This is a genomic window from Caballeronia sp. LP006 (assembly GCF_031450995.1).
Lineage (GTDB): Bacteria > Pseudomonadota > Gammaproteobacteria > Burkholderiales > Burkholderiaceae > Caballeronia.
On sequence record NZ_JARTVW010000005.1, the window covers coordinates 1,690,642 to 1,717,116 of the forward strand.

The window sequence follows — 26,475 nt, forward strand, 5'->3', positions numbered from 1 at the left end:
CGCGAGGGCGCGTTCCGCATTTGCACACACTAAAAAGCCGCTCCTTGCGAGCGGCTTTTGTTCAGGCGAAGGACTTGGGCGTTCCGCTAACGGCCGGCTGGCGGAACAGCGCGACATGTTCAGGGTTCGCGGACGCTTGCAGACGTCCGTCCGGCAGGCGCGCAACAACGATTTCGCCGATGCCGGGGCTCATGACGACCACTTCATCTCGCAGGGCGAGCAAGGCGTCGAGCCGTCGACGGCCGCTGACGATTTCGAGGCCGCTTTTCGTTTCTCGGACAATGATCTCGACTGACATGGCGATTCTCCTTCGATCAGTTAAATGCTGAATCCTTGGTGCGCTGCAGGACGGTAAAAAAGTCTCTGCGTCACACTTGCCTAACGGAATAATGACTTATTTTCTTTAGGCGGTAATCAGCAAAAAAATAAAACTGGCGATCGATGTGGCGCCATCAGGGGTTGCAAGTCGAGACGTCGCTTTTTTGCGACGCAGCCGCGAAGCGGAGAGGATTGCGAGAACGGTCGTTCGTGGTTCGCTCCGAACGATGATCGTCCGGAGCGAAAACGCGCAATCAGAAGCTCTCGTCGGCGCCGAGATAGCGCCAGTGACCCGGCGGCAGCGCGCCCAGCGTGACGCGGCCCATGCGGATGCGTTTCAGACCGACGACTTCCAGTCCGACCAGTTCGCACATCCGGCGAATCTGGCGTTTTTTGCCTTCGTGCAGCACGAAGCGCAACTGCTCGCCGTTCTGCCAACTGACTTGTGCGGTCTTGAGCGGGACGTCGTCGAGCGACAGGCCGTGACGCAGCAGCGCGAGTTGTTCTTCCGGGAAGTGCTGATCCACATCGACTTCGTGTTCGCCGTAGCGCACGCGCACGAGGTACTCCTTGTCGACTTCGGAATGGTTGCCGATCAATTGCTTCGCGATGCGGCCATCCTGCGTAAGTACGAGCAGCCCGGTCGAATCGATATCGAGTCGGCCGGCCGGCGCGAGCGTGCGCAGATGACCCGGTGCGAAACGAATGCCGCTGCGGTCGTCTTGCCAGTGATTGGCCGGATTGATGAGCGTGACGGCGGGCTCGTAGCCGTCTTCTGCCTGACCCGATACGTAGCCGACCGGCTTGTGCAGCAAGATCGTGACGAGCAGCGACTGTGCGGAACGCGCGGCGGGCAGGACATCGATTTCCTGATCCGGGCGGATACGCGTGCCGAGCGTATCGGTGACTTCGCCATCGACGAGCACCCAGCCTTTTTCGATCCACTCGTCCGCTTCGCGGCGCGAGCAGAGGCCGAGTTCGGACATCACCTTCGACAGGCGGACGAGGCCGTCGTCGTGGGCGCGGGGCTTGTGGGCGGGTTCGGTGGATGCCGGGATGACTTCGGCGTGCGGTGGGCGGTCGTCGCGTGATGCGGGACGACGGTCGCCCGCGCCGCGCTTGTCGAAGCTTGGGCGTGAATCGTCGCCACGCGGTTTGAACGTGCGTCGTTCATCGGTGCCGGGCGTGCGGTCGTCGCGTACGAACGGCCGACGCTCCGACCGATCGCCCGCGCCGCGCTTGTCGAAGCTCGGACGCGAATCATCGCGCGGTTTGAAAGGGCGTCGTTCATCGCCACCGGTCGGGCGCTCATCGCGCGCAAACGGCCGCCGTTCGGAGCGATCGCCCGCGCCGCGTTTATCGAAGCTCGGACGCGAATCGTCGCGCGGCTTGAAAGGGCGTCGTTCATCGCCACCGGGCGTGCGCTCATCGCGCGCAAACGGCCGCCGTTCGGAGCGATCGCTCGGGCCGCGTTTATCGAAGCTCGGACGCGAATCATCGCGTGGTTTGAACGTGCGTCGTTCATCGCCACCGGGCGTGCGGTCGTCGCGCGCAAACGGACGGCGTTCGGAGCGATCGCCCGCGCCGCGCTTATCGAAGCTCGGACGCGAATCATCGCGCGGTTTGAAAGGGCGTCGTTCATCGCTGCCGGGCGTACGGTCGTCGCGCGCAAACGGCCGACGTTCCGAGCGATCGCTCGCGCCGCGCTTATCGAAGCTCGGACGCGAATCATCGCGCGGTTTGAAAGGGCGTCGTTCATCGCTGCCGGGCGCGCGGTCGTCGCGCGCAAACGGCCGACGCTCGGAGCGATCGTCCGCGCCGCGCTTATCGAAGCTCGGACGCGAAGCATCGCGCGGTTTGAAAGGGCGTCGTTCATCGCTGCCGGGCGTGCGGTCGTCGCGCGCAAACGGACGGCGTTCGGAGCGATCGCCCGCGCCGCGCTTATCGAAGCTCGGACGCGAATCATCGCGCGGTTTGAACGAACGTCGTTCATCGCCACCGGTCGGGCGCTCATCGCGCGCAAACGGCCGACGCTCCAACCGATCCCCCGCGCCACGCTTATCAAAGCTCGGACGCGAATCATCGCGAGGTTTGAAAGGGCGTCGTTCATCGCTGCCGGGCGTGCGCTCATCGCGCGCAAACGGCCGACGCTCCGACCGCTCGCCCGCGCCGCGTTTATCGAAGCTCGGCCGCGAATCATCACCACGCGGTTTAAACGCGCGCCGCTCATCGCCGCCCGAAGAACCGGGCCGACGCTCCGACCGATCCCCCGCGCCCCGCTTATCGAATCCCGCGCGCGAATCGCCCCCCGCACCGCGTGGTGTCGACGGCCGCTCGTGCGGCGTTTCAGGCCGCGTGGTCTTGCGGGCGGTGGAACTACCGGTGCGAACCGGCGACCGCGTCGACGATGTCGGACGCGGATGTTTGGCTGTCAGTTTGACGCGCATAAAATTTCAGGCTGCGATCGCGCGCAGCAGTTCGGTCTCGATCTGGATCTGGGTGCGATTGTTCGACAAGCTCTTGCCGTCGAGCAAAAACACGTCCTCGACGCGTTCGCCAAGCGTGTTGATTCGCGCTGCCTGCACGCCGATCCGGTGTTGCGCCAGAACGCGCGCGATCGAATAAAGAAGGCCCTGCCGGTCGTTGGCCGACACGGAAAGGATGTAGTACTGGCCACGCTCGTCCGGGCGCAAATCCACACGCGGCGTGACAGGAAAGGTGCGCACGAGCCGCGATACGCGGCCCTTCGACGGCTCGGGCAAAATGCGCTCGTCCGCCAAAAGCGTGCTCAATTGTTGTTCGACGAGATTCGCGATGTCGCGATAACTCCCGTCGTGATCGGGATGCGCCACGAGAAAGTTATCGAGCGCGTAGCCATGTCGCGTCGTCGTCACGCGGGCATCCAGCACGGAAAGGCCATTGCGGTCGAAGTACGCGCAGATGCCGGCGAACAGATCCGGCCGGTCCTTCACGTACACCAGCACCTGTAGCGCCGCGCCGATGGGCGACGGGCGCGCGCGCACGATCGGCGCGTCGCTTTCGACATGCCGGTACAGCACACGCGTTTGCCACGCAATATCCGCGGCATCGTGACGCAAGAAGTAGCCGACATCCAGTTTGTCCCACAGCTCGCGCTGCGCATTCTCCGGCACGGTTTCCAGACGCAGGAGCGCGAGCGCCGCCTCCTGACGCGACTTGAGTTCCGAGTGCGCATCCGGCTGTGCGCCGCCGAGCACGGCGAGCGTCGCGCGGAACAGGTCTTCGAGCAGCTTGCCCTTCCAGTTGTTCCAGACCTTGGGCGACGTGCCGCGAATGTCCGCCACGGTCAGAAGATAAAGCGCGGTCAGCCGCCGCTCGGTCTTTACCACGGAGGCGAACTGCTTGATGACTTCAGGGTCGCTCGTGTCCTGCTTCTGCGCGACATGGCTCATCGTCAGATGCTGCTGCACGAGCCACACGACGAGGTCGGTGTCTTCCTGGCACATGTCGTGTTCGCGGCAGAAGCGACGGGCATCGGCCATGCCGAGGGTCGAATGATCGCCGCCGCGACCTTTCGCGATGTCGTGGAAGAGCGCCGCGACGTAGAGCACCCACGGGCGCTCGAAATTGCCCATCAACTGACTGCAAAACGGATACTCGTGCGCATGCTCCGCTATCGCAAAGCGGCGCAGGTTGCGCAGCACCATCAGGATGTGCTGATCGACCGTATAGACATGGTAAAGGTCATGCTGCATCTGTCCGACGATGCGCCGGAAGTTCAGCAGATAACGCCCGAGCACGCTCGTCTGGTTCATGAGACGCAGCGCGTGCGTGATGCCCTCGGGCTGCTTGAGAATCTCCATGAAGAGACGCCGGTTCTCCAGGTCGCGCCGCCAGTCGCGGTCCATGAGTTCGCGCGCGTTGTAGATCGCGCGCAGCGTGCGCGCCGAGAGTCCCTTGATGCCGCGGGTCTGCTCGTAGAGCAGGAACGCTTCGAGAATGGCGTGCGGTTCGCGCTCGAAGACGTCGTCACGGGCAATTTCCAGCATGCCCTGCTTCTCAACGAAGCGCCCCGAAATGACGCGCGTGATACCGCTCGTCGACGGGAACAACTGCGCCTCGACGTTCTGAATCAGAATGGTCGCGAGCTGCGTGACGGCCTTTGCCGCCCAGTAGTAGCGGCGCATCAACTGCTCGCTCGCGCGCTTGGCAGTCGTCGGTTTGAAGCCGAAACTCTCGGCGAGCGGCGTCTGCAAATCGAAGACGAGAATGTCCTGGCGACGCTTCGCAATCACGTGCAACCGCGCACGCAAAGTCTTGAGAAACGCTTCGTTGCGGCGCAGTTCGCGCGCTTCGCGGTCGGTAATGAGACCGCGCAGGTCGAGTTCGCGCCAGCTACTGCCGAAACCGGCTGCGCGCGAAATCCAGAGAATGAGCTGAAGATCGCGCAGACCGCCCGGACTTTCCTTGATGTTCGGCTCGAGGCTGTACGGCGTGTCCTGAAACTTCGCGTGGCGCTGACGCATTTCCAGCACCTTCGCCTGGAAGAAGCCGCGCGGATCGAGCGTCTCCTTGTAGCGCGCGGAAAAGCGTTCGAACAGTTCCGCGCTGCCGAAGATGCGCCGCGCCTCCAGCAGCGACGTGAGGACGGTGACATCGCCGCTCGCTTCCGCGATGCATTGCTCGACCGAACGCACGCTGCTGCCGATATCGAGCCCAAGATCCCACGCCATGCCGATAAACCGCTCGACGCGCGCGTTGAGCGGGCCCACGTCTTCCTGATCGCCGCCGGCATCGGGCAGAAGCACGAGGATATCGACGTCCGAATACGGCGCGAGTTCGCCGCGCCCATAGCCGCCGACCGCGACCAGCGCCGCGTCCGCCGGCATATCGCAGGCGGCCCAGGCGCCCTTGAGCGCGTCGTCGGTGGCGCGCCCGAGCGCGTGCATCAACGGTTCGACGTTCGAAGCCGTCTGAAAGCGTTCGATGAGCGCCGACTTCGCCGCCTTGTAGGCAGCGCGCAGCGTTTCACACGGCGTGGCGACAGGGACTGTGACGCTCATGGGCTCGGATTCAGGAAGGAAGAAGGCCGCGCACGCAAGCGCGGCCGGGGCGCGGCGAAGCTCAGGAAGCCGTGGCCGCGATCAAATGCGAGGGCGCCTGCGTGCCCGCGGACACGGTCAGGACTTCGTAACCGGTCGGCGTGACGAGAACGGTATGTTCCCACTGCGCGGAAAGGCTGCGATCACGCGTCTTGACGGTCCATTGATCCGGCATCGTGCGGATTTCGCGGCGACCGGCGTTGATCATCGGCTCGACGGTGAAGATCATGCCCGCTTCCAGTTCGATACCCGTACCCGCGCGCCCGTAATGCAGCACCTGCGGTTCTTCATGGAACACCTGGCCGATGCCGTGACCGCAATATTCGCGCACCACGCTGTAACCTTGCGCCTCGGCATGCTTCTGGATAGCCGCGCCGATGTCGCCGAGATGCGCGCCCGGACGCACCTGATCGATGCCGAGCCACATGCAATCGAAGGTGGTTTGCACCAGACGCTTCGCCAGAATGGACCCTTCGCCGACGATGAACATGCGGCTCGTGTCGCCGAAATAGCCGTTCTTGATGACGGTGACGTCGATATTGAGCGCGTCGCCGTTCTTGAGCACTTTTTCGCCGGGAATGCCGTGGCAGATTACGTCGTTGACGGAAATGCAGGTGGCTTTCGGGTAAGGCGGATAACCCGGCGGCTGATAGTTGAGCGGTGCGGGCACCGTGCCCTGTTCCTTCACCATGAGTTCGTGGCAAAGGCGGTCGAGTTCTTCGGTGGTCACGCCAGCAACGATATGCGGCGTGATGAAATCGAGCACTTCGCTGGCGAGCCGGCAGGCGACGCGCATTTGCGCGATATCGTGATCGTTTTTCAGCGTAATGGACATGACTAGGCTCAGAAATGCGTGTATGCGGCCGTGAGCCGCGAAATCGGCATTATCGCACCTTAGAGAGGGCGCCGCAGCCCGAATCAAAGGCATGCGGGGCATGGATCGGGCTTCCCCAAGCGCTTTCGGGCACCTGCAAGCGGCTTGAGCTAGTCAATCCTCACATGCTATAGTTACGGGCTAAGTCCTATCCACACTTTTATCTAGGTGTAGTAGGGCTTGGAAAGAGGTTGAAAGTTAGGGTGGCGTGACGTCTCGCTTCTCTTACAGACAATCGTTCGATTCGCAAGCCGGCGCACCCAGGGTGTCCGGCGTCCGGTTAGCTAGAAGCACCGGGCGCGGGATGCGGCAGCCGGCTTAAGACCCAACCCTCGCGGAGAATTTCATGGCAGTCACGATGCGTCAAATGCTGGAAGCCGGTGTCCACTTCGGTCACCAAACGCGCTTCTGGAACCCCAAGATGGCCCCGTTCATTTTCGGTCATCGCAACAAGATTCACATCATCAACCTCGAAAAGACGCTGCCGCTCTACAACGACGCGCTGAAGTACGTGCGCCAGTTGGCAGCGAACCGCGGCACGATCCTGTTCGTGGGCACGAAGCGTCAATCTCGCGACACCATCGCTCAGGAAGCCGCCCGCTCGGGTATGCCTTTCGTCAACGCCCGCTGGCTCGGCGGCATGCTGACCAACTTCAAGACCTTGAAGGTTTCGATCAAGCGCCTGAAGGACATGGAAGCATCCGTCGAATCGGGTGAAACCGAGCGCATGAGCAAGAAGGAAGCGCTTCTGTTCGAACGCGAAATGCAGAAGTTGCAGAAGTCGATCGGCGGCGTGAAGGACATGGGCGGCATTCCGGACGCGATCTTCGTGATCGACGTCGGCTACCACAAGATTGCCGTGACCGAAGCCAAGAAGCTTGGTATTCCGGTCATCGCCGTGGTCGACACGAACCACTCGCCGGAAGGCATCGACTACGTCATTCCGGGTAACGACGACGCCAGCAAGGCCGTCGCGCTGTACGCCGAAGGCGTGGCCGACGCGATCCTCGAAGGCCGTGCAAACGCGGTGAACGACGTGGTCCAGGCTGTCCGTGAAGGCGACGGCGACGAGTTCGTCGAGGTCAACGCAGAGGCGTAATCGAGCCCTGTGGCCGATATAAAAGGGGGCTTTGCGAAAGGCCCCTTTTTTTTAAGCCGCGGCACTCGGGAGCGCGACATTGCGTTCATGCACGTCCAGTACCCTTTCCCGTGGCGGATTCAAGCGGCGGGACGTATCAAACAGACTCAAGGAGCGAATGATGGCGGCAATTACCGCAAGCATGGTGGCAGAACTGCGCGCGAAGACCGACGCGCCGATGATGGAATGCAAGAAGGCGCTGACGGAAGCCGACGGCGACATGGCGCGCGCCGAAGAGCTGCTGCGCGTGAAGCTCGGCAACAAGGCGAGCAAGGCGGCATCGCGCGTGACGGCTGAAGGCATCGTCACGTCGTATATCGACGGCGGCGTGGGCGCGCTCGTCGAACTGAACTGCGAAACCGACTTCGTTGCCAAGAACGACGACTTCCTGGCCTTCGCCAAGACGATCGCCGAACTCGTGGCCAAGAACAATCCGGCTGACGTGGCCGCGCTCTCCGCGCTGCCGCTCGAAAGCTCGACGGTCGACGCCGTGCGCCTCGCGCTCGTCGGCAAGATCGGTGAAAACCTGTCGATTCGCCGTTTCGTGCGCTTTGAATCCGCGAACAAGCTGGCCTCGTATCTGCACGGTGCGCGTATCGGCGTTCTGGTCGAGTTCACGGGCGCGGACGAGCAAGTCGGCAAGGACGTCGCCATGCACGTCGCGGCCATGAAGCCGGTCTCGCTGTCGTCGGACGAAGTGCCGGCCGACCTGATCGCGAAGGAACGCAGCATCGCCGAGCAAAAGGCCGCTGAATCGGGCAAGCCGGCTGAAATCGTCGCCAAGATGGTCGAAGGCAGCGTCCAGAAGTACCTGAAGGAAGTGTCGCTCCTGAACCAGCCGTTCGTGAAGAACGACAAGCAGACGATCGAACAGATGTTGAAGGCCGCAAACGCGTCGGTGCAGAAGTTCGCGCTGTTCGTGGTGGGCGAGGGCATCGAGAAGCGTCAGGACGACTTCGCGGCGGAAGTGGCTGCGCAAGTTGCCGCCGCCAAGCAAGGCTGAGTTTTAAAGTGAAGGCGCTCGGCGGTATGGCGGCGCCGGGCATCGAAAGGCAGTAAGGCGGCAAGCATCGCGCGGGCGCGGCGAATTCGGGAAAACCCGTATGCGTCGCGCCCGTCGCCCGATCCGGCCGCTTGCGGTAAATATTGTTTCACCCCTACAGTTCTACGTTGTTGCAACCCTCCTCGGCGCGATCGGAAACTCATATGCCCACAGCCTACAAACGCGTACTCCTCAAACTCTCCGGCGAAGCCCTCATGGGCGACGATGCCTTCGGCATCAATCGCGCGACAATCGAAAGGATGGTGGCGGATGTCGCTGAAGTAGTGCGGATGGGCACGCAAATGGCCGTCGTGATCGGCGGCGGCAACATCTTCCGTGGCGTGGCGGGCGGCGCGGCCGGCATGGACCGGGCGACGGCCGACTACATGGGCATGCTCGCGACCATGATGAACGCGCTGGCGCTGCAAGACGCCATGCGTCACGCCGGCATCGAAGCGCGCGTTCAGTCCGCGCTGCGCATGGACCAGGTGGTCGAGCCGTACATCCGCCCCCGCGCGATTCGCCAGCTCGAAGAAGGCAAGGTCGTGATCTTCGCGGCCGGCACGGGCAACCCGTTCTTCACGACCGACACCGCTGCTGCCTTGCGTGGCGCGGAAGTGGGCGCCGAAGTGGTGTTGAAAGCAACCAAGGTCGATGGCGTATACTCCGCCGACCCGAAGAAAGATCCGAGCGCCACGCGCTACAGCACGATCAGCTTCGACGAAGCGATCGGCCGCAATCTGCAAGTCATGGACGCCACGGCTTTCGCGCTGTGCCGCGACCAGAAGCTGCCGATCCGCGTGTTCTCGATCACGAAGCCGGGCGCGCTCAAGCGCATCGTGCAAGGCGACGACGAAGGTACGCTCGTCCACGTGTAAACTCTCGCGTTGAGAGTGGTCAACGAGAAGTTCAGCGACGTTGAAAGGGCGCCGCGCCGCGGCCGGTGTGGAGCACGCCGGAAGATCGCGCGAAGGCGCCTAGATTGCCAGTAACCCAAGGTTTCGGAGGTTCAAATGAGTGTGGCTGACATTAAAAAAGGCGTCGACCAGAAGATGACGCGGTCGATCGAAGCGTTCAAGGCCGATCTCGCGAAGATCCGCACGGGCCGCGCCCACACGGGTCTGCTCGATCACATCCAGGTCGACTACTACGGCTCGAATGTGCCCATCTCCCAAGTGGCGAACATGACGCTCGTCGACGCCCGCACGATCGGCGTGCAGCCGTGGGAAAAGAAGATGGTCGGCGTCGTCGAAAAGGCGATCCGCGAGTCGGACCTCGGTCTGAACCCGGCAACGCAGGGCGATTTGATCCGCGTGCCAATGCCCGCGCTCACCGAAGAGCGCCGCCGCGAGCTGACCAAGGTCGTGAAGAGCGAAGGCGAATCGGCGAAGATCGCTGTGCGTAACCTGCGCCGCGACGCGAACGAGCAACTGAAGAAGCTCGTGAAGGACAAAGAGATTTCGGAAGACGACGAGCGCCGCGCAAGCGACGACGTGCAGAAATTCACCGACAAGTTCGTCGCCGAAATCGACAAGCTCGTCCAGACCAAAGAAGCCGAAATCATGACGGTGTGAGGCCGTAGATACGGTCTTGCCAGCCTCGACCATTTAGATTGAGGCTGGCTCTCACTTCTGTCGATTTCAAGATTCAACGGCCATGACCTATACCAGCTCTACCGTTCGCGTGCCCGATGTCGCGGCTGTCCCGCGCCACGTCGCGATCATCATGGACGGCAACGGCCGTTGGGCGACCGAGCGGCGCCTGCCGCGCGTCGCCGGTCACACCCGCGGCGTCGATGCGGTGCGCGCCACCGTCGAAAGCTGCGCGCGGCGCGGCGTCGAATTCGTCACGCTGTTCGCGTTCAGTTCCGAAAACTGGCGCCGTCCGACCGAGGAAGTGTCGTTTCTCATGCGCCTGTTCGTGACCGCGCTCGAGCGCGAAATCGGCAAGCTGCACGCCAACGGCATCCGTCTGCGCGTGGTCGGCGACACCGGCATGTTCGACGACCGCATCCGCGCGCTCATTCAGCGTGCCGAGACCAAGACGGCGCGCAATACGCGTTTGACGCTCACCATCGCCGCCAATTACGGCGGGCGCTGGGACATCATGCAGGCGACGAAGAAGCTCATCGCGCAATCGCTTGAGCAGGGCGTGCCGGCGCGCGTGGACGACGAATCCTTCGCCGAGCATCTCGCCATGGCTTACGCGCCCGAGCCGGATCTCTTCATCCGTACGGGCGGCGAGCAGCGCATCAGCAATTTTCTGCTGTGGCAACTCGCCTACACCGAGTTCTATTTCACCGATACCTACTGGCCCGATTTCGACGCCGAAGCGCTGGATCGCGCCATCGCGTCGTATGGCGAGCGTGAACGCCGCTTCGGGCGCACCAGCGCACAAGTCGAAAACCAATCGCAGAAGGCCGACACCCTTTCATGCTAAGAACCCGTGTCATCACGGCAATCGTCCTGCTTGCGGTCCTCGTGCCGGTCACGTTGTTCGCGCCGATCGGCGTATTCGGGGCGTTGATCGGTTTTGTCGTCGTCTTCGCCGCATGGGAATGGGGACGGCTCCTCAAGCTCAACGGCGCGGGTCCGGTGGCCTACGCGCTCATTGCGGGACTCGCGCTCATTTTCAGCACGTTTCTCGGCGTCGCGCCCAAGGCGCTCTTCGAAATGGCCGCTATTTTCTGGGTGTTGGCCGGGCCATATGCGCTTTTGCGCAAGCCCGTGCTTTCGGCGGGTGCGTGGCGCGGCTTCCTGCTTTTTGCCGGAATCGTCGTGTTCGTGGCCTGCTGGCACGCGGTGGTCGCGGCCCGCACCGTGGGCGTGGCTTTCGTGCTATCGCTTCTTCTAGTAGTCTGGCTGGCCGATGTGGGCGCATACTTCGCCGGCAAAGCCCTTGGCCGCCACAAGCTGGCCCCGTCCATCAGTCCGGGCAAGACTTGGGAAGGCGCGATCGGCGGCTGGGTCGCGGTGATGGTCATCGGCACGATTGCCGCCGCCACCGCGTTCGAGGCGCCGACCGTATTCAGCGCGTTCGTCGAACATCTAGGCTGGGCGCGCGCGCTCCTCGCGCTGAGCGTGCTGGTTGCGTTCAGCGTGGTCGGCGACTTGTTCGAATCGCTCCTTAAGCGCCAGGCGGGCGTCAAGGATTCGAGCGGTTTGCTGCCGGGTCACGGCGGCGTACTCGACCGGATCGACGCGTTGCTGCCCGTACTGCCGATTGCATTGCTGATGCTCGGCTAGAGAAGAATTCATGCAAAAACGTCTTACATTGCTCGGCTCCACGGGCTCGATCGGCGATAGCACGCTCGACGTCGTGGCGCGGCACCCGGACCGTTTCTCGGTCTACGCGCTCACCGCGCATCGCAACGGCGACAAGCTCGTCGAACAGTGTCTGCGCTTCACGCCCGAAGTGGCCGTGGTCGGCGACGCGGAAACGGCCGCGCACGTGGCGGGCGCCCTGAACGCCGCGGGCTGCAAAACCGAGGTGACGCATGGCGAAGCCGCGCTAGTCGAGGTGGCGCGGGCGTCGCAATGCGACACGGTGGTCGCGGCCATCGTCGGCGCGGCGGGCCTTGCGCCTACGCTCGCGGCGGCGCGCGCGGGCAAGCGCATCCTGCTTGCCAACAAGGAAGCGCTCGTCATGTCCGGCCAGATTTTCATGGATGCGGTGCGTGACAACGGCGCCATCCTGCTGCCGGTGGACAGCGAACATAACGCCGTGTTTCAGTGCCTGCCGCCCTGCGCGGACAACGAGGCAAAGCTGCACGGCGGCGTATCGAAGATCATCCTGACCGCATCGGGCGGCCCGTTTCGCACGCGCGAGCCGGCAACGCTCATCGACGTCACGCCGGACGAAGCCTGCAAGCACCCGAACTGGGCAATGGGCCGCAAGATTTCCGTCGATTCCGCGACCATGATGAACAAGGGCCTCGAAGTCATCGAGGCTCACTGGCTCTTCAATTTGCCCGGTTCGCGCATCGAGGTGCTGATTCATCCGCAAAGCGTGATCCATTCCATGGTCTCGTATGCGGACGGCTCCGTGCTCGCGCAACTCGGCAACCCGGACATGCGCACGCCGATCGCACATGCGCTGGCGTTTCCGGATCGCGTCGATTCGGGCGTCGCGCCGCTCGATCTCGCACAGATCGCCACGCTCAGTTTCGAGAAGCCGGACTTCACGCGCTTTCCGTGTCTCGCGCTCGCAATCGGCGCGCTGGAAGCGGGCGGTCTGGCAAGCGCGGCGCTGAATGCCGCAAACGAGATCGCGGTGGAAGCGTTCCTCGCGCGCCGCATCGGTTTCATGGCGATCGGCGATGTCGTCGATCGCGTGCTGAACTCCTTGCCAAACGGCAGCGCTTCATCGCTCGACGACGTCCTCGCCGCCGATGCGAACGCGCGCCGTCTGGCGCATCGGTTTGTCGCGGAACTCACCGCCAGCGCGCCAGGCGCCGAGTCCATCGCCCATTGAGGCCGTCATGAACTTTCTGACCGAAATCGTCGCCTTCGTCGTTGCGATTGGCGTACTTGTCGTCGTCCACGAATTCGGTCACTACAGCGTCGCGCGCATGTGCGGCGTCAAGGTGCTGCGTTTTTCCGTGGGCTTCGGCAAGCCGCTCGTGAGCTGGGTCAGCAAAAAGACCGGCGTCGAGTGGACCATTGCCGCGTTGCCGCTCGGCGGTTACGTGAAGATGCTCGACGAGCGCGAAAGCGAAGAGAGCATCGCGCCCGAGGACCTGCCACGCGCCTTCAACCGGCAGCCGGTCGCCAAGCGCATTGCGATCGTCGCGGCGGGGCCTGTCGCGAACTTCATTCTTGCCATCGTGCTGTTCGCGGCGGTATTCGCGGGCGGCGTGTCGGAGCCCGAAGCAATCGTCGCGACCCCCGTGGCGAACACGGCAGCCGCGCGCGCAGGTTTCGAAGGCGGCGAAAAGATCGTTTCGATGCGCGACGCGGACAACGGCGGCGAAACGCACGCTATTCGCTCGTGGTCGGATCTGCGCTGGAAGATTCTGGATGCATCGTTCGATCATCGCCGCATCGTGCTTTCGGCGAAGACGCACGAAGGCACGTACGACTTTCCGCTGAGTGTCGGCACCATTTCGGATGCGGACGCCGAGCAGGACTTCATGGACAAGCTCGGCTTCACGCCGGGCGGTGGCACGCTCACGGTCGCGGGTGTGGAGGCGGGCAGCGCCGCGCAAAAGAGCGGTCTGCAGGCGGGCGACAAGCTGCGCGCAATAGACGGTCATAACGTCGATAACGCGACGAGCTTCATCGACTACGTGAAGGCGCACGGCGCGAAAGCGGTCACGCTCAAGATCGAGCGTGCGGGCAAGCAGCAGACGGTGCAGGTGACGCCCGACGTCAAGCACGATGCGGCGAGCGGCAAGGATATCGGCCGTATAGGTGCTGCGCTCGCCAATCAGTTGCCTAGCGTCGACGTGCGTTACGGACCGGTGGAAAGTCTGCGTCTCGGCGTGAATCGCACGTGGGACATCAGCATGTATTCGCTGCGCATGTTCGGGCGGATGATCACCGGCGAGGCATCGCTCAAGAACCTTTCAGGACCGGTCACCATTGCGGACTATGCAGGAAAGAGCGCGCGTTTGGGTCTGGCGGCTTTCGTTTCCTTTCTCGCGCTCGTGAGTATCAGCCTCGGTGTGTTGAACTTGTTACCGATTCCGGTTTTGGACGGTGGGCATCTGTTATATTATTTGGTTGAAGCCGTTACCGGCAAGGCGGTGTCCGATCGCTGGCAGCTGGTTCTGCAACGGGCGGGGCTGGTGTGCATCGTCGCTTTGTCGATGATCGCGTTGTTCAATGACCTGGCTCGCCTGATCCGTTTCTGATCCACTTTGACAATCTCTGGCGGCGTTGTTCGAGCGACCGCCGGAATGAATGCAGCTTTAAATACTGGGGAAGCACGTTGTTCAAACCTCATCGCTTTGTTCCTAAGACGGCTGTAGCCGCGGCGCTTGCCGCAACGGGTATCACGGCACACGCCGTTACGCCGTTCGTCGTGCAGGATATTCGGATCGAAGGTCTTCAGCGCATCGAACCGGGTTCCGTGTTCGCCTATCTGCCGATCAAGCAAGGCGACACGTTCACCGACGACAAGGCCTCCGAAGCGATTCGCGCCCTCTATGCAACGGGCTTCTTCAACGACGTTCAAATCGCAACCGAAGGCAATGTCGTGGTCGTGCAGGTGCAAGAACGGCCGGCCATTTCGAGCATCGATTTCGCGGGTCTGCACGAGTTCGACAAGGACACCATCACCAAGGCGCTGCGCTCGGTCGGCCTGTCGCAAGGCCGCTCCTACGACAAGGCGCTGCTCGACAAGGCCGAACAGGAACTGAAACGTCAGTACCTGACGCGCGGCTACTACGCGGCCGAAGTCACCACCACCGTCACGCCGGTCGACCGTAATCGCGTCACCATTCTGTTCTCGGTGGCCGAAGGTCCGAGCGCGAAGATTCGCCAGATCAACTTCGTCGGCAACAAGGCCGTGAGTTCGAGCACGCTGCTCGGCGAAATGCAGCTCTCCACGCCGAACTGGTTCTCCTGGTACACGAAGAGCGATCTCTACGCGAAAGAAAAGCTCACGGGCGACCTCGAAAATGTCCGCTCGTACTATCTGAATCACGGTTACCTCGAGTTCAGCATCGACTCCACGCAGGTGTCGATCTCGCCGGACAAGAAGGACATGTACCTGACCGTCGCCTTGCATGAAGGCGAGCCGTACAAGGTCAGCAGCGTCAAGCTGTCGGGCAATCTGCTGAGTCGCGACGCCGAGTTGAGCAAGCTCATCAAGATCAAACCGGGCGAACTCTTTTCGGCCGAGAAGCTGCAGTCCTCGACCAAGGCCGTCGTCGACAAGCTCGGTGAATACGGCTACGCGTTCGCACAGGTCAACGCGCAGCCGGAAATCGATCAGGCGCATCACACGGTGGCGCTCACGCTGCAAGTCGATCCGAGCCGCCGCGTGTATGTGCGCCGCGTGAATATCGACGGCAACACCCGTACGCGGGACGAAGTCGTGCGTCGCGAAATGCGTCAGCTGGAAAGCTCGTGGTTCGATTCGAGCCGCCTCGCGCTCTCGAAAGATCGCATCAACCGTCTCGGTTACTTCACGGATGTCGATGTCACCACCACGCCGGTGGAAGGGACCAACGACCAGGTGGACGTGGACGTGAAGGTCGCGGAAAAGCCGACCGGCGCCATCACGCTGGGTGCGGGTTTCTCGTCGACGGACAAGGTGGTGCTCTCGGCGGGCGTCTCGCAGGACAACGTGTTCGGCTCCGGCACGAGTCTCTCGGTGAACGTGAACACCGCAAAGACCTACCGTACCTTGACGGTCACGCAGGTCGATCCGTACTTCACCATCGACGGTATCAAGCGGATCACGGACGCCTACTACCGCACGTATCAGCCGCTCTACTACTCGACTGATTCGAGCTTCAAAATCGTGACGATGGGCGCGGACACGAAGTTCGGTATTCCGTTCTCCGAGCAGGACACGGTCTTCTTCGGCGTCGGCGCCGAGCAGAACACCATGGACGTCGACTCGGCCACGCCGCAGTCGTACATCAACTACGTGAACGAATTCGGTCGCGTGGTGAACAACTATCCGCTGACGGTTGGCTGGTCGCGCGACAATCGCGACAGCGCGCTCGTGCCGAGCCGCGGTTACTACCTGCAATCGAACGCGGAGTACGGCACGCCTATCGGCAACACGACCTACGCTAAATTCGACGCGCAGTTCCAGTATTACTACTCGTTCGCGCGCGGCTTCGTGCTCGGCTTCAACCTGCAAGGCGGTTACGGCAAGGGCCTCGACGGCCAGACGTACCCGATCTTCAAGAACTACTACGCGGGCGGTATCGGCTCGGTGCGCGGTTACTCGCCGAGTTCGCTGGGTCCGCGTGACGCGAAAACGGGCGACCCGATCGGCGGTTCGCGCATGGCGGTGGGTAATATCGAACTCACGTTCCCGCTGCCGGGAACGGGTTATGACCGCACGCTGCGCGTCTTCACCTTCCTCGACGCCGGCAACGTCTGGGGCGACCCGAATCAGGGCGGCACGAGCGCCGGCGCGAACGGCTTGCGGTATGGCTATGGTGTCGGTCTTGCATGGATCTCGCCAATCGGCCCGCTCAAGCTGAGCCTGGGCTTCCCGCTGCAGAAACATGAAGGCGACCAGTATCAGAAGTTCCAGTTCCAGATCGGCACGGCGTTCTAAGCTGCGTCGCGACGAGAACAGAGGCTTCATTCATTTCGACGTAACGTGAGGAACACTTTGCGAACCGGTAAGCTTTCGAAACATATGGCGCTGGCGCTTGCGTTGTCGATGGTTCTCGGCCTGGGTGCGGCTGCGAGCGCGAGCGCTCAAGAAGCGCGCATCGCCGCGGTCAACTCCGACCGCATCCTGCGCGAGTCGGCGGCGGCGAAGGCTGCGCAGTCGAAACTCGAGCAGGAGTTCTCCAAGCGCGACAAGGCGCTGCAGGACATGGCGCAGCGCATGAAGGCCATGTCCGACAACATGGACAAGAATGGCGCCTCGCTCGCGCCAACCGACCGCGCCGCGCGCCAACGCGATCTGGCGCAGCTCGACGCCGACTTCCAGCGCAAGCAGCGCGAGTTTCGCGAAGACCTGAATCAGCGTCGTAACGAAGAACTCGCGGCGGTGCTGGATCGCGCGAACAAGGTCATCAAGCAGATCGCGGAACAGCAGCATTACGATCTGATCGTGCAGGAAGCGGTGTATGTGAGCCCGCGCATCGATATCACGGATCAAGTGCTGAAGGCGCTGGCTGCGAGCACGCAAAATGGTGCGAGCGGCGCGAGTGGCGCAAGCTCGAACTGACACGGAGTAACTGAACGCATGGCATCAGGCATGGCGATCACGCTCGACGAACTGGTCAGCCGCTTTGGCGGCGAGATAGTCGGCGCGGGCACGCAAAAGGTCGAGGCGCTTGCGCCGCTCGACAAAGCCGGCCCCGCGCAACTCGCGTTTCTCGCCAACCAGAAGTATCTGGCGCAAGTCGAGACGACGCGCGCCGGCGCGGTGTTGATCTCGCCCGCCGATCTGGAGAAGGTGGGCAATCGCGCGGGCACGAATTTCATCGTCACGGCGAACCCTTACGCTTATTTCGCTCGCGTCGCACAGGCGTTTATCGATCTTGCAACGCCCGTCTCGAAGCCCGGCGTGCATCCGAGCGCGTATGTCGATCCGGCTGCGCACGTCGCGGCGAGCGCGGTGATCGGGCCTCATGTGACGGTGGAAGCGGGCGCGGTCGTCGGTGAGCGCGTGAAACTGGATGCAGGCGTGGTCATCGGACGCGGCGTGAAGTTGGGCGACGACGTGCATCTGTATCCGAACGTCACCGTGTATCACGGCTGCAAACTGGGCGCGCGCGTGATCGTGCACGCCGGCGCGGTCATTGGCGCGGATGGCTTCGGCTTCGCGCCGGATTTCGTGGGCGAAGGCGATGCTCGCACCGGCACCTGGGTGAAGATTCCGCAGGTGGGCGCGGTGGACATCGGCGAGGACGTGGAAATTGGCGCGAACACCACGATCGATCGCGGCGCCATGGCGGATACCGTCATCGAAGAAAGCGTGAAGATCGACAATCTCGTGCAGATCGGGCACAACTGCCGCATCGGCGCGTACACGGTTATCGCCGGTTGCGCGGGTATCGCGGGCAGCACGAATATCGGGCGGCATTGCATGATCGGCGGCGCGGTGGGCATTGCAGGCCACGTCACATTGGCGGACTACGTGATCGTCACGGCGCAGTCGGGCGTCTCCAAGTCGCTGACGAAGCCTGGCATGTACACGAGCGCTTTCCCGGCGGTGAATCATGCCGACTGGAACAAGAGCGCGGCGCTGGTGCGCAATCTGGACAAGCTGCGTGATCGCATCAAGGCGCTCGAAACGGCGTTGGGCGAGAAAGCAGGTAAGGGCGACGCGGGCGGCGCGGAGTAAGCAAGCCAAGATCCGCTGGTTCAAAGCACTGGCCGGCAACCTTGATACGGGCAGTAAGCCGGCGACGTCAGCAATTTCAGCAGCGCAAGGGGTTGGTATTCTCACCGAGGCAGCGTCGAAACGTGCCGTGAGCAGGCCGAGTCAAGCAGTGTAAAAGCGTCGAGGGTTCGTATCATCGCCGGCGCATAAACGAAACGCGCAGTAAGCGAGCCGGGTTCAACGGTTTCAAAAGGCGTCGACGGTCCATCCCATCATCGAGGCAGCAACAAAACACGCAGTAAGCCGCATTGAAGATAAACACAAAGGCATTTCCGGCGGGCGCAAGATTCGTTCAACGCGTCCGCAGTCAATTTCCGCGCACAATACGCGCGCGAGCAGAACGACCATGAGCACAGAAAAAATCAACCTCGATATTCACAAGATCCTCACGCTGCTGCCGCATCGGTATCCGATCCTGCTCGTGGATCGCGTACTCGAACTCGAGCCGCACAAGAGCATCAAAGCGCTGAAGAACGTGACGATCAACGAGCCGTATTTTCAGGGTCACTTCCCGACGCGGCCCGTCATGCCCGGCGTGCTGATTCTCGAAGCGCTCGCGCAGACCGCGGCGCTCCTGACTTTCGCCGAGGAACCGCACGATCCGTCGACCACGCTGTATTACTTCGTGGGTATCGACGGCGCGCGCTTCAAGCGCGTGGTGGAACCGGGCGATCAACTGATCCTCAACGTCAACTTCGAGCGGTACATGCGAGGCATCTGGAAGTTCAAGGCGCGCGCCGAAGTTGACGGCGTGACCGCTGCCGAGGCCGAGCTCATGTGTACCGTGAAGAACACGGCCGCCTAAGGCCGCGTTCACCGTCAAGACACAGGCAGCACGAACAGCTTGAGGCGATAAGCGCATGAGCAAGATTCACCCTACCGCGATCATCGAGCCGGGCGCTCGACTCGACGATACCGTCGAAATCGGACCGTACGCGATCGTCGGCCCCCACGTCGTGATCGGCGCGGGTACGACGGTCGGTTCGCACAGCGTGCTCGAAGGGCACACGAGCATCGGCCGCGACAACCGCATCGGCCACTACGCGTCGATCGGCGGGCGTCCGCAGGACATGAAATACCGCGACGAGCCCACGCGTCTCGTGATCGGCGACCGCAATACCATCCGCGAATTCACCACGCTGCATACCGGCACCGCGCAGGATCAAGGCGAGACGTCCATCGGCGACGATTGCTGGATCATGGCTTACGTGCACGTCGGCCATGATTGCCGGCTCGGCAACAACATCATCATGTCGAGCAACGCGCAACTGGCGGGCCATGTGACGGTCGGCGATCATGCTATCGTCGGCGGCATGTCGGGCGTGCATCAGTTCGTGCGTATCGGCGCGCATTCCATGCTGGGCGGGGCTTCCGCGCTCGTGCAGGACGTGCCGCCGTTCGTCATCGCGGCGGGCAACAAGGCCGAGCCGCACGGTATCAATGTCGAAGGGTTGCGCCGGCGCGGCTTCACGCCCGACGCCATTTCGGCGTTGCGCCAGGCGTATCGCATCGTCTACAAGAGCGGTTTGTCACTCGAAGAAGCGAAATTGCAACTGAAGGATCTGGGCAAGGCAGGCGGCGAGGGCGATGCTCCGGTCAAGGCGTTCTCCGATTTCATCGCGACGTCGCAGCGCGGCATCATCCGCTAAGCGCGCCCGATGACGCCAATCACCCACTCGCCACGCATTGCGATGGTCGCGGGCGAGCCTTCCGGCGACCTGCTCGCGGCGTCGCTGCTTCAAGGTCTGCAAGAAAGGTTGCCTGCCGATACGCGTTACAGCGGCATCGGCGGCCCGCGCATGGCCGCGGCGGGCTTCGAAGCCCACTGGCCCATGGACAAGCTGTCCGTGCGCGGCTATGTCGAAGCGCTGCGCCATATTCCCGAAATTCTCGGCATTCGCAACGAACTGAAGCGGCAACTGCTCGCGGAGCCGCCGTCGGTGTTCATCGGCGTCGACGCGCCCGATTTCAATTTCGGTCTCGAAGAGCCATTGCGCGCAGCGGGCATTCCGACGGTGCACTTCGTCTGCCCGTCGATCTGGGCGTGGCGCGGTGGCCGCATCAAGAAGATCGTGAAAGCGGTCGATCACATGCTGTGCGTGTTTCCGTTCGAAATCGCGTTGATGGAAAAGGCGGGCGTGGCGGCGAGCTATGTCGGCCATCCGCTTGCCGATGAAATCCCGCTCGAACCGGATGTCGCCGACGCGCGACGCGAACTCGGTATCGCACAAGGCGGTCCGGTGATTGCCGTGCTGCCGGGCAGCCGCCGCTCGGAGATCGCGCTGATCGGCCCGACCTTTTTCGACGCCATGGAACTCATGCAGTTGCGCGAGCCCGGCGTGCGCTTTCTGATGCCGGCCGCGAACCCCGCGTTGCGCGAGCTTCTGCAGCCGCTCGTCGATGCGCATCCGAATCTCTCGCTGACGATTACCGACGGCCGCGCGCAAACCGCCATGACCGCCGCGGACGCCATCCTCGTGAAAAGCGGCACGGTCACGCTCGAAGCCGCGCTGCTCAAGAAGCCGATGGTCATTTCCTACAAGGTGCCCTGGCTCACGGGCCAGATCATGAAGCGTCAGGGCTATCTGCCCTATGTCGGCTTGCCGAACATTCTCGCGGGGCGCTTCGTGGTGCCGGAGATCCTGCAGCACTTCGCCACGCCCGAAGCGCTCGCCGACGCCACGCTCAAACAGTTGAACGACGAAGCGAACCGCCGTACCCTGACGGAGATTTTCACGGACATGCATATCGCGCTGCGTCAGAACACGTCGCAGAAGGCGGCCGACGCGGTCGCGCGAGTGCTGCAAACGCGGAGAGCCGGATAATGGCGCGTGAGACAAAGGCGGTGCGGGCGACACTCCAAAGCGGGCTGGACTTCAGTTCGCCTTTCGACATCGTCTGTGGCGTGGATGAAGCGGGGCGCGGTCCACTGGCGGGGCCGGTCGTGGCCGCCGCGGTGATCTTCGATCCCGCGAAGCCGCGCATCAACGGTCTCGACGATTCGAAGGCCTTGAGCGCGAAACGCCGCGAGGAGCTTTACGAGAAGATCGTCGATCGCGCGCTTGCTTTTTGCATCGCGTCGGCAAGCGTCGAAGAAATCGACACCATCAACATCCTGCATGCTTCCATGCTCGCCATGAAGCGCGCGGTCGAAGGGCTTGCGGTTGCGCCGACGCTCGTGAAAGTGGACGGCAACCGCTGCCCGACGCTGTCGATCCGCTCGGAAGCCGTGATTGGCGGCGACGCGCTCATCAAGCAGATTTCGGCGGCATCGATTCTGGCCAAGGTCACGCGCGACCGCATGCTGCTGGAATTGCACGACGTTCATCCTGTCTACGGATTCAATGCACACGCGGGCTACGGCACGCCGCAACATCTGAAAGCGCTTCATGAGCATGGGCCGTGCGAGCATCATCGGCGTTCGTTCGCGCCGGTGCGCGAGGCGCATATCCGTTTCGGCTCGATGCTGCCGGCCATCGCGCCCGAGGTGTTGCAAGCCGCCGCGACCATCAACGACGACCCCGATGCACGCGCGTTCTGAATCTTGAAATCGATCACCTCGCGGGACAACCCGCTCTACAAGCGTCTAAAGGCGCTCGCCGGTTCGACCGCGCAGCAGCGCCGCAGCGCTCACGCGCTCCTCGAAGGGCTCCACCTCGCTTCAGCCTATCTCGACGCCGCCGGTCAGCCGGAAACCTGCGTCGTGACCGAAGGCGCGCTCTCCCATGCCGAAGCGCGGGAGATCGTCGCGCGCATCGAGGAAAAACGTGTGATCGTGCTGCCGGATGCGCTCTTCGGCCAATTGTCGAGCGTCGTGCACGGCGTTGGCATGTTGTTGCTCGTTGAGAAGATCGATGCCGCGCTGCCCGACCGCGTCGAGGCAACCTGCGTGATTCTCGACGGCATTCAGGACGCGGGCAACGTCGGTTCCATTTTGCGCAGCGCGGCGGCGGCGGGTATCACGCGCGTTTTCTGCGCGCCGGGAACGGCTTACGCGTGGTCGTCGAAGGTCTTGCGCTCGGGCATGGGCGCACACTTTTTGCTCGATATCTTCGAGGATGTCGAACCGGCAAACCTGATTGCGCGCCTGGATGCGCCCGTGACCATCACCGACTCACATGGCGCGGTCGCGCTTTACGATTGCGATCTCGTGGGTCCGCTCGCATGGGTCTTCGGCAACGAAGGCGCGGGCGTGTCGCAGGTCTGGCGCGATGCAGTCACGCATCGCGTGACGATTCCACAGCCGGGCGGCATGGAATCGCTGAACGTGGCGGCTGCGGCGGCAATTTGTCTTTTCGAACAATGCCGCCAGCAGCGGCGCTGATCAGTAGTACGACGGCCGCTCCGGCTTGATCTCCTGCAGAATCGTGGTGGCGATTTCCTCGATCGACTTGTGTGTCGACGAAAGCCATTTCACGCCTTCGCGCTTCATCATCGATTCGGCTTCGTTGATCTCGTAACGGCAGTTTTCGAGCGCCGCGTACTTGCTGCCCGGCCGGCGCTCGTTGCGAATCTCCGAGAGCCGCTGCGGGTCGATGGAAAGACCGAACATCTTCTCGCGATGTTCCAGCAAGGGCGTCGGCAGTTTGCCGCGCTCGAAATCTTCCGGAATCAGCGGGTAGTTCGCCGCCTTCACCCCGTATTGCATTGCCAGATAGAGGCTCGTCGGCGTCTTGCCACTGCGCGAGACGCCCACGAGAATCACGTCCGCCTCCGTGAGATTGCGGTTGGATTGACCGTCGTCGTGCGCGAGCGAGAAGTTTATGGCCTCGATGCGGTTCTTGTATTCCTCGGTATCCGCGTTCTGGTGGACGCGGCCCATGGCGTGCGTCGACTTGATTTCCAGTTCGTGTTCGAGCGGCTCGATGAAGGTCTGGAACATATCGAGCACGAGCGCATTGCAGCCCTTGACGATCTCGTTCGACGCGCTGTCGACGAGCGTCGTGAAGACAATGGGCCGCCGTCCGTCCAGTGACACCACTTCGTTGATCTTCTCGACGGTCGCATGCGCCTTGTCGATCGAGTCGACGAACGGCACGCGCACTAGCCGGAATTTCTGGTCGAACTGGGCGAGGATCGAATGCGCGAACGTCTCGGCGGTGATTCCTGTACCGTCGGAAACGATGAATACGGATGGCGGCATCGGCGATATGGGGAACGAGTTGGAAGGCACGTGCTCGAAGGTAACGCGCGAGCACGGGAGCGGAAAAGGCCTGTGTTAAGGTAACTGGATTCGGGGTGTGCGCCGCCGAACCATTGGGCGTCAAAGACCTCGATTTTGCCGTCTATTTGCTGATTATGCCGGGACAAAATTGAGAAATGGCACGGTAGAATAGCGGCAACCTGTTCGATAAGCAATTGCGTATGGATTGATTGGGATTTTCGTCAAAACGAGGTTGCTTCGCTTATTTTTGCTTCAAAGAAGCATGAATCCGAGCAGTTTCAGACGTCCCTATCCATACCGCGATGGCTTATCAAACAGGTTGTACGAGATGCGTCTCGCGCTTCCAATGAGCGCCGCCGCATATGAGCCCACTCGTGCGATCGTGAATTTCATCCACCTTAGGGGCTTGTATGACTAACGCAGTTAATGTTGCGAACGATGTCGCAAAGGATCAGGCGTATGTAGTTCCATTCGAGCAGTTGCGAATGACCGACGTGGAAATCGTCGGTGGCAAGAATGCGTCGCTCGGCGAGATGATCAGCCAGCTTTCCGAAGCCGGCGTTCGCGTGCCCACGGGCTTTGCCACAACTGCACTCGCGTTTCGCGATTTCCTGCATCACAACAATCTGACCGAACGCATTGCGAAGCGTTTGGAGACGCTCGACGTCGACGACGTGAAGTCGCTCGCCGAAGCCGGCAAGGAAATCCGCCAGTGGATCGTCGACGCGCCCATGCAGCCGCGTCTCGAAGACGAAATCCGTCGTGGGTTCGACGTCCTTCAGAACAGCTCGCCCGAAGAGCTTTCGTTCGCCGTGCGTTCCTCGGCGACCGCTGAGGATTTGCCCGACGCATCGTTCGCGGGTCAGCAGGAGAGCTATCTGAACGTCGTCGGCATCGAAGACGTGCTCGACCGCATGAAGCACGTGTTCGCGTCGCTGTACAACGACCGCGCCATTTCTTATCGCGTCCACAAGGGCTTCACCCACGCCGAAGTCGCGTTGTCGGCTGGCGTGCAGCGCATGGTCCGTTCGGACGTGGGCGCGGCGGGCGTCATGTTCACCATCGACACGGAATCGGGCTTCAAGGAAACTGTGTTCATCACGTCGAGCTACGGTCTCGGCGAAACGGTGGTGCAGGGCGCGGTGAATCCGGACGAGTTCCACGTCTTCAAGACCACGCTCGCGCAGAACAAGTATCCGATCATCCGCCGTTCCATCGGCTCGAAGCTCATCAAGATGGAGTTCACGAAGGCCGGCGAAGCGGGCCGCGTGAAGACGGTGGACGTGCCGCACGAGCAGCGCAACCGCTTCTCCATTTCCGATGAAGACGTGATCGAGCTCGCGAAGTACGCGGTGATCATCGAGAAGCACTATCAGCGTCCGATGGACATCGAGTGGGGCCGCGACGGTCGCGACGGCAAGATTTTCATTCTCCAGGCGCGTCCGGAAACGGTGAAGAGCCAGGCTGCGGGCAAGGCCGAGATGCGTTTCAAGCTGAAGGGCCAGTCGAACGTGCTGACCACGGGCCGCGCAATCGGCCAGAAGATCGGCGCGGGTCCGGTGCGTGTGATTCACGACCCGTCGGAAATGGAACGTGTGCAACCGGGCGACGTGCTCGTCGCCGACATGACCGACCCGAACTGGGAACCGGTGATGAAGCGCGCATCGGCCATCGTGACGAATCGCGGCGGGCGCACGTGCCACGCGGCAATCATCGCGCGTGAATTGGGCGTGCCGGCAGTGGTTGGCTGCGGCGACGCAACGGACTTGCTGAAGGACGGCGCGCTCGTCACGGTATCGTGCGCGGAAGGCGACGAAGGCAAGATCTACGACGGCCTGCTCGAAACCGAAGTGACCGAAGTGCAGCGCGGTGAACTGCCGAAGATTCCGGTCAAGATCATGATGAACGTCGGCAATCCGCAACTTGCGTTCGACTTCTCGCAGTTGCCGAACGCGGGTGTGGGCCTGGCGCGGCTCGAATTCATCATCAACAACAATATCGGCGTGCATCCGCGGGCTATTCTCGAGTACCCGAATATCGACGCCGATTTGAAGAAGGCCGTTGAAAGCGTTGCGCGCGGTCATGCGTCGCCGCGTGCGTTCTACGTCGACAAGCTGACCGAAGGCATCGCCACGATCGCGGCGGCGTTCTATCCGAAGCCCGTCATCGTGCGTCTGTCCGACTTCAAGTCGAACGAGTACAAGAAATTGATCGGCGGTTCGCGCTACGAGCCGGACGAAGAAAATCCGATGCTCGGTTTCCGCGGCGCATCGCGCTATATCTCGGACGACTTCGCCGAAGCGTTCCATATGGAATGCATCGCGCTGAAGAAGGTGCGTGAAGACATGGGACTCGACAACGTCGAGATCATGGTGCCGTTCGTGCGCACGCTGAAGCAGGCGGAGCGCGTGGTCGGTCTGCTCGACAAGTTCGGGCTCAAGCGCGGCGTGAACGGCCTCAAGCTCGTGATGATGTGCGAAGTGCCGTCCAACGCGATTCTCGCCGAAGAATTCCTGCAGTTCTTCGACGGCTTCTCCATCGGTTCGAACGACTTGACGCAGCTTACGCTCGGGCTCGACCGCGACTCCGGCATGGAACTGCTCGCCGCCGACTTCGACGAACGCGACGAAGCCGTGAAGTTCATGCTGAAACGCGCAATCGAGACGTGTCTGCGGCTCAACAAGTACGTCGGCATTTGCGGTCAGGGCCCGTCGGATCACCCGGACCTCGCCGAATGGCTGGCAAAGCAGGGCATCGAATCCATGTCGCTGAACCCGGACACCATCATTGACACCTGGCAGCAATTGGCGACTACTTTGTCAAAATAAG

22 protein-coding genes are annotated in these 26,475 nt (G+C 62.3%); 17 read left to right on the plus strand and 5 right to left on the minus strand.

The genetic code is table 11. The annotated features are described in order from the left end of the window. Nucleotides 1–61: 61 nt before the first annotated feature. From P9250_RS24510 to map, 4 genes are all read right to left on the minus strand, one after another. Nucleotides 62–298 carry a hypothetical protein gene (locus P9250_RS24510; protein WP_244827756.1) on the minus strand — a complete coding sequence of 79 codons (237 nt, stop codon included), beginning with the start codon at nt 296–298 and terminating at the stop codon, nt 62–64. Between the two features lie 274 nt (nt 299–572). Continuing rightward, nucleotides 573–2,357: a pseudouridine synthase gene (locus P9250_RS24515; protein WP_310395654.1), complete on the minus strand. Its 1,785-nt coding sequence runs from the start codon at nt 2,355–2,357 to the stop codon at nt 573–575. A gap of 414 nt (nt 2,358–2,771) precedes the next feature. Beyond that, on the minus strand, nt 2,772–5,360 hold the full coding sequence (locus tag P9250_RS24520; protein ID WP_310395656.1) for a [protein-PII] uridylyltransferase: 2,589 nt from the start codon (nt 5,358–5,360) through the stop codon (nt 2,772–2,774). Between the two features lie 61 nt (nt 5,361–5,421). Beyond that, nucleotides 5,422–6,234: a type I methionyl aminopeptidase gene (map, locus tag P9250_RS24525; RefSeq protein ID WP_244827759.1), complete on the minus strand. Its 813-nt coding sequence runs from the start codon at nt 6,232–6,234 to the stop codon at nt 5,422–5,424. 385 nt (nt 6,235–6,619) lie between these two features. On the opposite strand from map, the gene rpsB reads away from it, so the two are divergent. The 16 genes from rpsB (at nt 6,620) to P9250_RS24605 (ending at nt 22,806) form a co-directional block, all read left to right on the plus strand. Beyond that, nucleotides 6,620–7,372, plus strand: coding sequence for a 30S ribosomal protein S2 (gene rpsB / locus P9250_RS24530; RefSeq protein ID WP_244827760.1), 753 nt, complete (start codon nt 6,620–6,622; stop codon nt 7,370–7,372). A gap of 160 nt (nt 7,373–7,532) precedes the next feature. Further along, nucleotides 7,533–8,414 (plus strand): translation elongation factor Ts, encoded by an 882-nt coding sequence (gene tsf / locus P9250_RS24535; protein ID WP_244828013.1) that lies wholly within the window; start codon nt 7,533–7,535, stop codon nt 8,412–8,414. 203 nt (nt 8,415–8,617) lie between these two features. Continuing rightward, nucleotides 8,618–9,331, plus strand: a complete 714-nt coding sequence (gene pyrH, locus P9250_RS24540) for a UMP kinase (protein ID WP_244827761.1) — start codon at nt 8,618–8,620, stop codon at nt 9,329–9,331. Between the two features lie 135 nt (nt 9,332–9,466). Further along, nucleotides 9,467–10,027, plus strand: a complete 561-nt coding sequence (gene frr / locus P9250_RS24545; RefSeq protein WP_244827762.1) for a ribosome recycling factor — start codon at nt 9,467–9,469, stop codon at nt 10,025–10,027. 82 nt (nt 10,028–10,109) lie between these two features. Further along, nucleotides 10,110–10,892 carry a polyprenyl diphosphate synthase gene (gene uppS, locus P9250_RS24550; RefSeq protein WP_310395660.1) on the plus strand — a complete coding sequence of 261 codons (783 nt, stop codon included), beginning with the start codon at nt 10,110–10,112 and terminating at the stop codon, nt 10,890–10,892. Further along, the gene (locus P9250_RS24555) at nt 10,886–11,698 is read left to right on the plus strand and encodes a phosphatidate cytidylyltransferase (RefSeq protein WP_310395662.1); all 813 of its coding nucleotides are present in this window, start codon (nt 10,886–10,888) and stop codon (nt 11,696–11,698) included. Before uppS ends, P9250_RS24555 begins: the two co-directional genes overlap by 7 nt. 10 nt (nt 11,699–11,708) lie before the next feature. Continuing rightward, nucleotides 11,709–12,926 (plus strand): 1-deoxy-D-xylulose-5-phosphate reductoisomerase, encoded by a 1,218-nt coding sequence (locus tag P9250_RS24560; RefSeq protein WP_310395664.1) that lies wholly within the window; start codon nt 11,709–11,711, stop codon nt 12,924–12,926. 7 nt (nt 12,927–12,933) lie between these two features. Further along, nucleotides 12,934–14,307, plus strand: coding sequence for an RIP metalloprotease RseP (gene rseP / locus P9250_RS24565; protein ID WP_310395666.1), 1,374 nt, complete (start codon nt 12,934–12,936; stop codon nt 14,305–14,307). 77 nt (nt 14,308–14,384) lie between these two features. Next, nucleotides 14,385–16,697, plus strand: a complete 2,313-nt coding sequence (gene bamA / locus P9250_RS24570) for an outer membrane protein assembly factor BamA (protein ID WP_244827767.1) — start codon at nt 14,385–14,387, stop codon at nt 16,695–16,697. Between the two features lie 84 nt (nt 16,698–16,781). After that, nucleotides 16,782–17,321 carry an OmpH family outer membrane protein gene (locus P9250_RS24575; protein ID WP_244827768.1) on the plus strand — a complete coding sequence of 180 codons (540 nt, stop codon included), beginning with the start codon at nt 16,782–16,784 and terminating at the stop codon, nt 17,319–17,321. A gap of 30 nt (nt 17,322–17,351) precedes the next feature. Continuing rightward, a complete protein-coding gene (lpxD, locus tag P9250_RS24580; protein WP_244828014.1) occupies nt 17,352–18,443 on the plus strand; it encodes a UDP-3-O-(3-hydroxymyristoyl)glucosamine N-acyltransferase in 1,092 nt (363 codons plus the stop codon). Nucleotides 18,444–18,828: 385 nt separating this feature from the next. Continuing rightward, nucleotides 18,829–19,287, plus strand: coding sequence for a 3-hydroxyacyl-ACP dehydratase FabZ (fabZ, locus tag P9250_RS24585; RefSeq protein WP_244827769.1), 459 nt, complete (start codon nt 18,829–18,831; stop codon nt 19,285–19,287). Nucleotides 19,288–19,342: 55 nt separating this feature from the next. Next, entirely contained in the window at nt 19,343–20,131 is a 789-nt protein-coding gene (gene lpxA / locus P9250_RS24590) for an acyl-ACP--UDP-N-acetylglucosamine O-acyltransferase (RefSeq protein WP_244827770.1), read from the plus strand. A 9-nt stretch (nt 20,132–20,140) separates the two neighbouring features. After that, nucleotides 20,141–21,307 (plus strand): lipid-A-disaccharide synthase, encoded by a 1,167-nt coding sequence (lpxB, locus tag P9250_RS24595; RefSeq protein WP_310395669.1) that lies wholly within the window; start codon nt 20,141–20,143, stop codon nt 21,305–21,307. Continuing rightward, a complete protein-coding gene (rnhB, locus tag P9250_RS24600) occupies nt 21,307–22,023 on the plus strand; it encodes a ribonuclease HII (RefSeq protein WP_244827772.1) in 717 nt (238 codons plus the stop codon). The genes lpxB and rnhB overlap by 1 nt, the downstream gene beginning before the upstream one ends. A gap of 3 nt (nt 22,024–22,026) precedes the next feature. After that, nucleotides 22,027–22,806: an RNA methyltransferase gene (locus P9250_RS24605; RefSeq protein WP_309963885.1), complete on the plus strand. Its 780-nt coding sequence runs from the start codon at nt 22,027–22,029 to the stop codon at nt 22,804–22,806. Here P9250_RS24605 and P9250_RS24610 read toward each other — a convergent pair whose 3' ends face one another. After that, a complete protein-coding gene (locus tag P9250_RS24610) occupies nt 22,807–23,625 on the minus strand; it encodes a pyruvate, water dikinase regulatory protein (protein WP_244827774.1) in 819 nt (272 codons plus the stop codon). Between the two features lie 431 nt (nt 23,626–24,056). Here P9250_RS24610 and ppsA point away from each other — a divergent pair, with 431 nt between their 5' ends. Further along, nucleotides 24,057–26,474 carry a phosphoenolpyruvate synthase gene (ppsA, locus tag P9250_RS24615; protein ID WP_244827775.1) on the plus strand — a complete coding sequence of 806 codons (2,418 nt, stop codon included), beginning with the start codon at nt 24,057–24,059 and terminating at the stop codon, nt 26,472–26,474. The last annotated feature ends 1 nt before the right edge of the window (nt 26,475 follow it).

Excerpts from the sequence above, each read along its gene's own strand:
- P9250_RS24510 (WP_244827756.1), bottom strand. The coding sequence starts at position 298 with ATGTCAGTCGAGATCATTGTCCGAGAAACGAAAAGCGGCCTCGAAATC.
- P9250_RS24520 (WP_310395656.1), bottom strand. The coding sequence starts at position 5,360 with ATGAGCGTCACAGTCCCTGTCGCCACGCCGTGTGAAACGCTGCGCGCT.
- map (WP_244827759.1), bottom strand. The coding sequence starts at position 6,234 with ATGTCCATTACGCTGAAAAACGATCACGATATCGCGCAAATGCGCGTC.
- rpsB (WP_244827760.1), top strand. The coding sequence starts at position 6,620 with ATGGCAGTCACGATGCGTCAAATGCTGGAAGCCGGTGTCCACTTCGGT.
- tsf (WP_244828013.1), top strand. The coding sequence starts at position 7,533 with ATGGCGGCAATTACCGCAAGCATGGTGGCAGAACTGCGCGCGAAGACC.
- pyrH (WP_244827761.1), top strand. The coding sequence starts at position 8,618 with ATGCCCACAGCCTACAAACGCGTACTCCTCAAACTCTCCGGCGAAGCC.
- frr (WP_244827762.1), top strand. The coding sequence starts at position 9,467 with ATGAGTGTGGCTGACATTAAAAAAGGCGTCGACCAGAAGATGACGCGG.
- uppS (WP_310395660.1), top strand. The coding sequence starts at position 10,110 with ATGACCTATACCAGCTCTACCGTTCGCGTGCCCGATGTCGCGGCTGTC.
- P9250_RS24555 (WP_310395662.1), top strand. The coding sequence starts at position 10,886 with ATGCTAAGAACCCGTGTCATCACGGCAATCGTCCTGCTTGCGGTCCTC.
- P9250_RS24560 (WP_310395664.1), top strand. The coding sequence starts at position 11,709 with ATGCAAAAACGTCTTACATTGCTCGGCTCCACGGGCTCGATCGGCGAT.
- rseP (WP_310395666.1), top strand. The coding sequence starts at position 12,934 with ATGAACTTTCTGACCGAAATCGTCGCCTTCGTCGTTGCGATTGGCGTA.
- P9250_RS24575 (WP_244827768.1), top strand. The coding sequence starts at position 16,782 with ATGGCGCTGGCGCTTGCGTTGTCGATGGTTCTCGGCCTGGGTGCGGCT.
- lpxD (WP_244828014.1), top strand. The coding sequence starts at position 17,352 with ATGGCGATCACGCTCGACGAACTGGTCAGCCGCTTTGGCGGCGAGATA.
- fabZ (WP_244827769.1), top strand. The coding sequence starts at position 18,829 with ATGAGCACAGAAAAAATCAACCTCGATATTCACAAGATCCTCACGCTG.
- lpxA (WP_244827770.1), top strand. The coding sequence starts at position 19,343 with ATGAGCAAGATTCACCCTACCGCGATCATCGAGCCGGGCGCTCGACTC.
- lpxB (WP_310395669.1), top strand. The coding sequence starts at position 20,141 with ATGACGCCAATCACCCACTCGCCACGCATTGCGATGGTCGCGGGCGAG.
- rnhB (WP_244827772.1), top strand. The coding sequence starts at position 21,307 with ATGGCGCGTGAGACAAAGGCGGTGCGGGCGACACTCCAAAGCGGGCTG.
- P9250_RS24610 (WP_244827774.1), bottom strand. The coding sequence starts at position 23,625 with ATGCCGCCATCCGTATTCATCGTTTCCGACGGTACAGGAATCACCGCC.
- ppsA (WP_244827775.1), top strand. The coding sequence starts at position 24,057 with ATGACTAACGCAGTTAATGTTGCGAACGATGTCGCAAAGGATCAGGCG.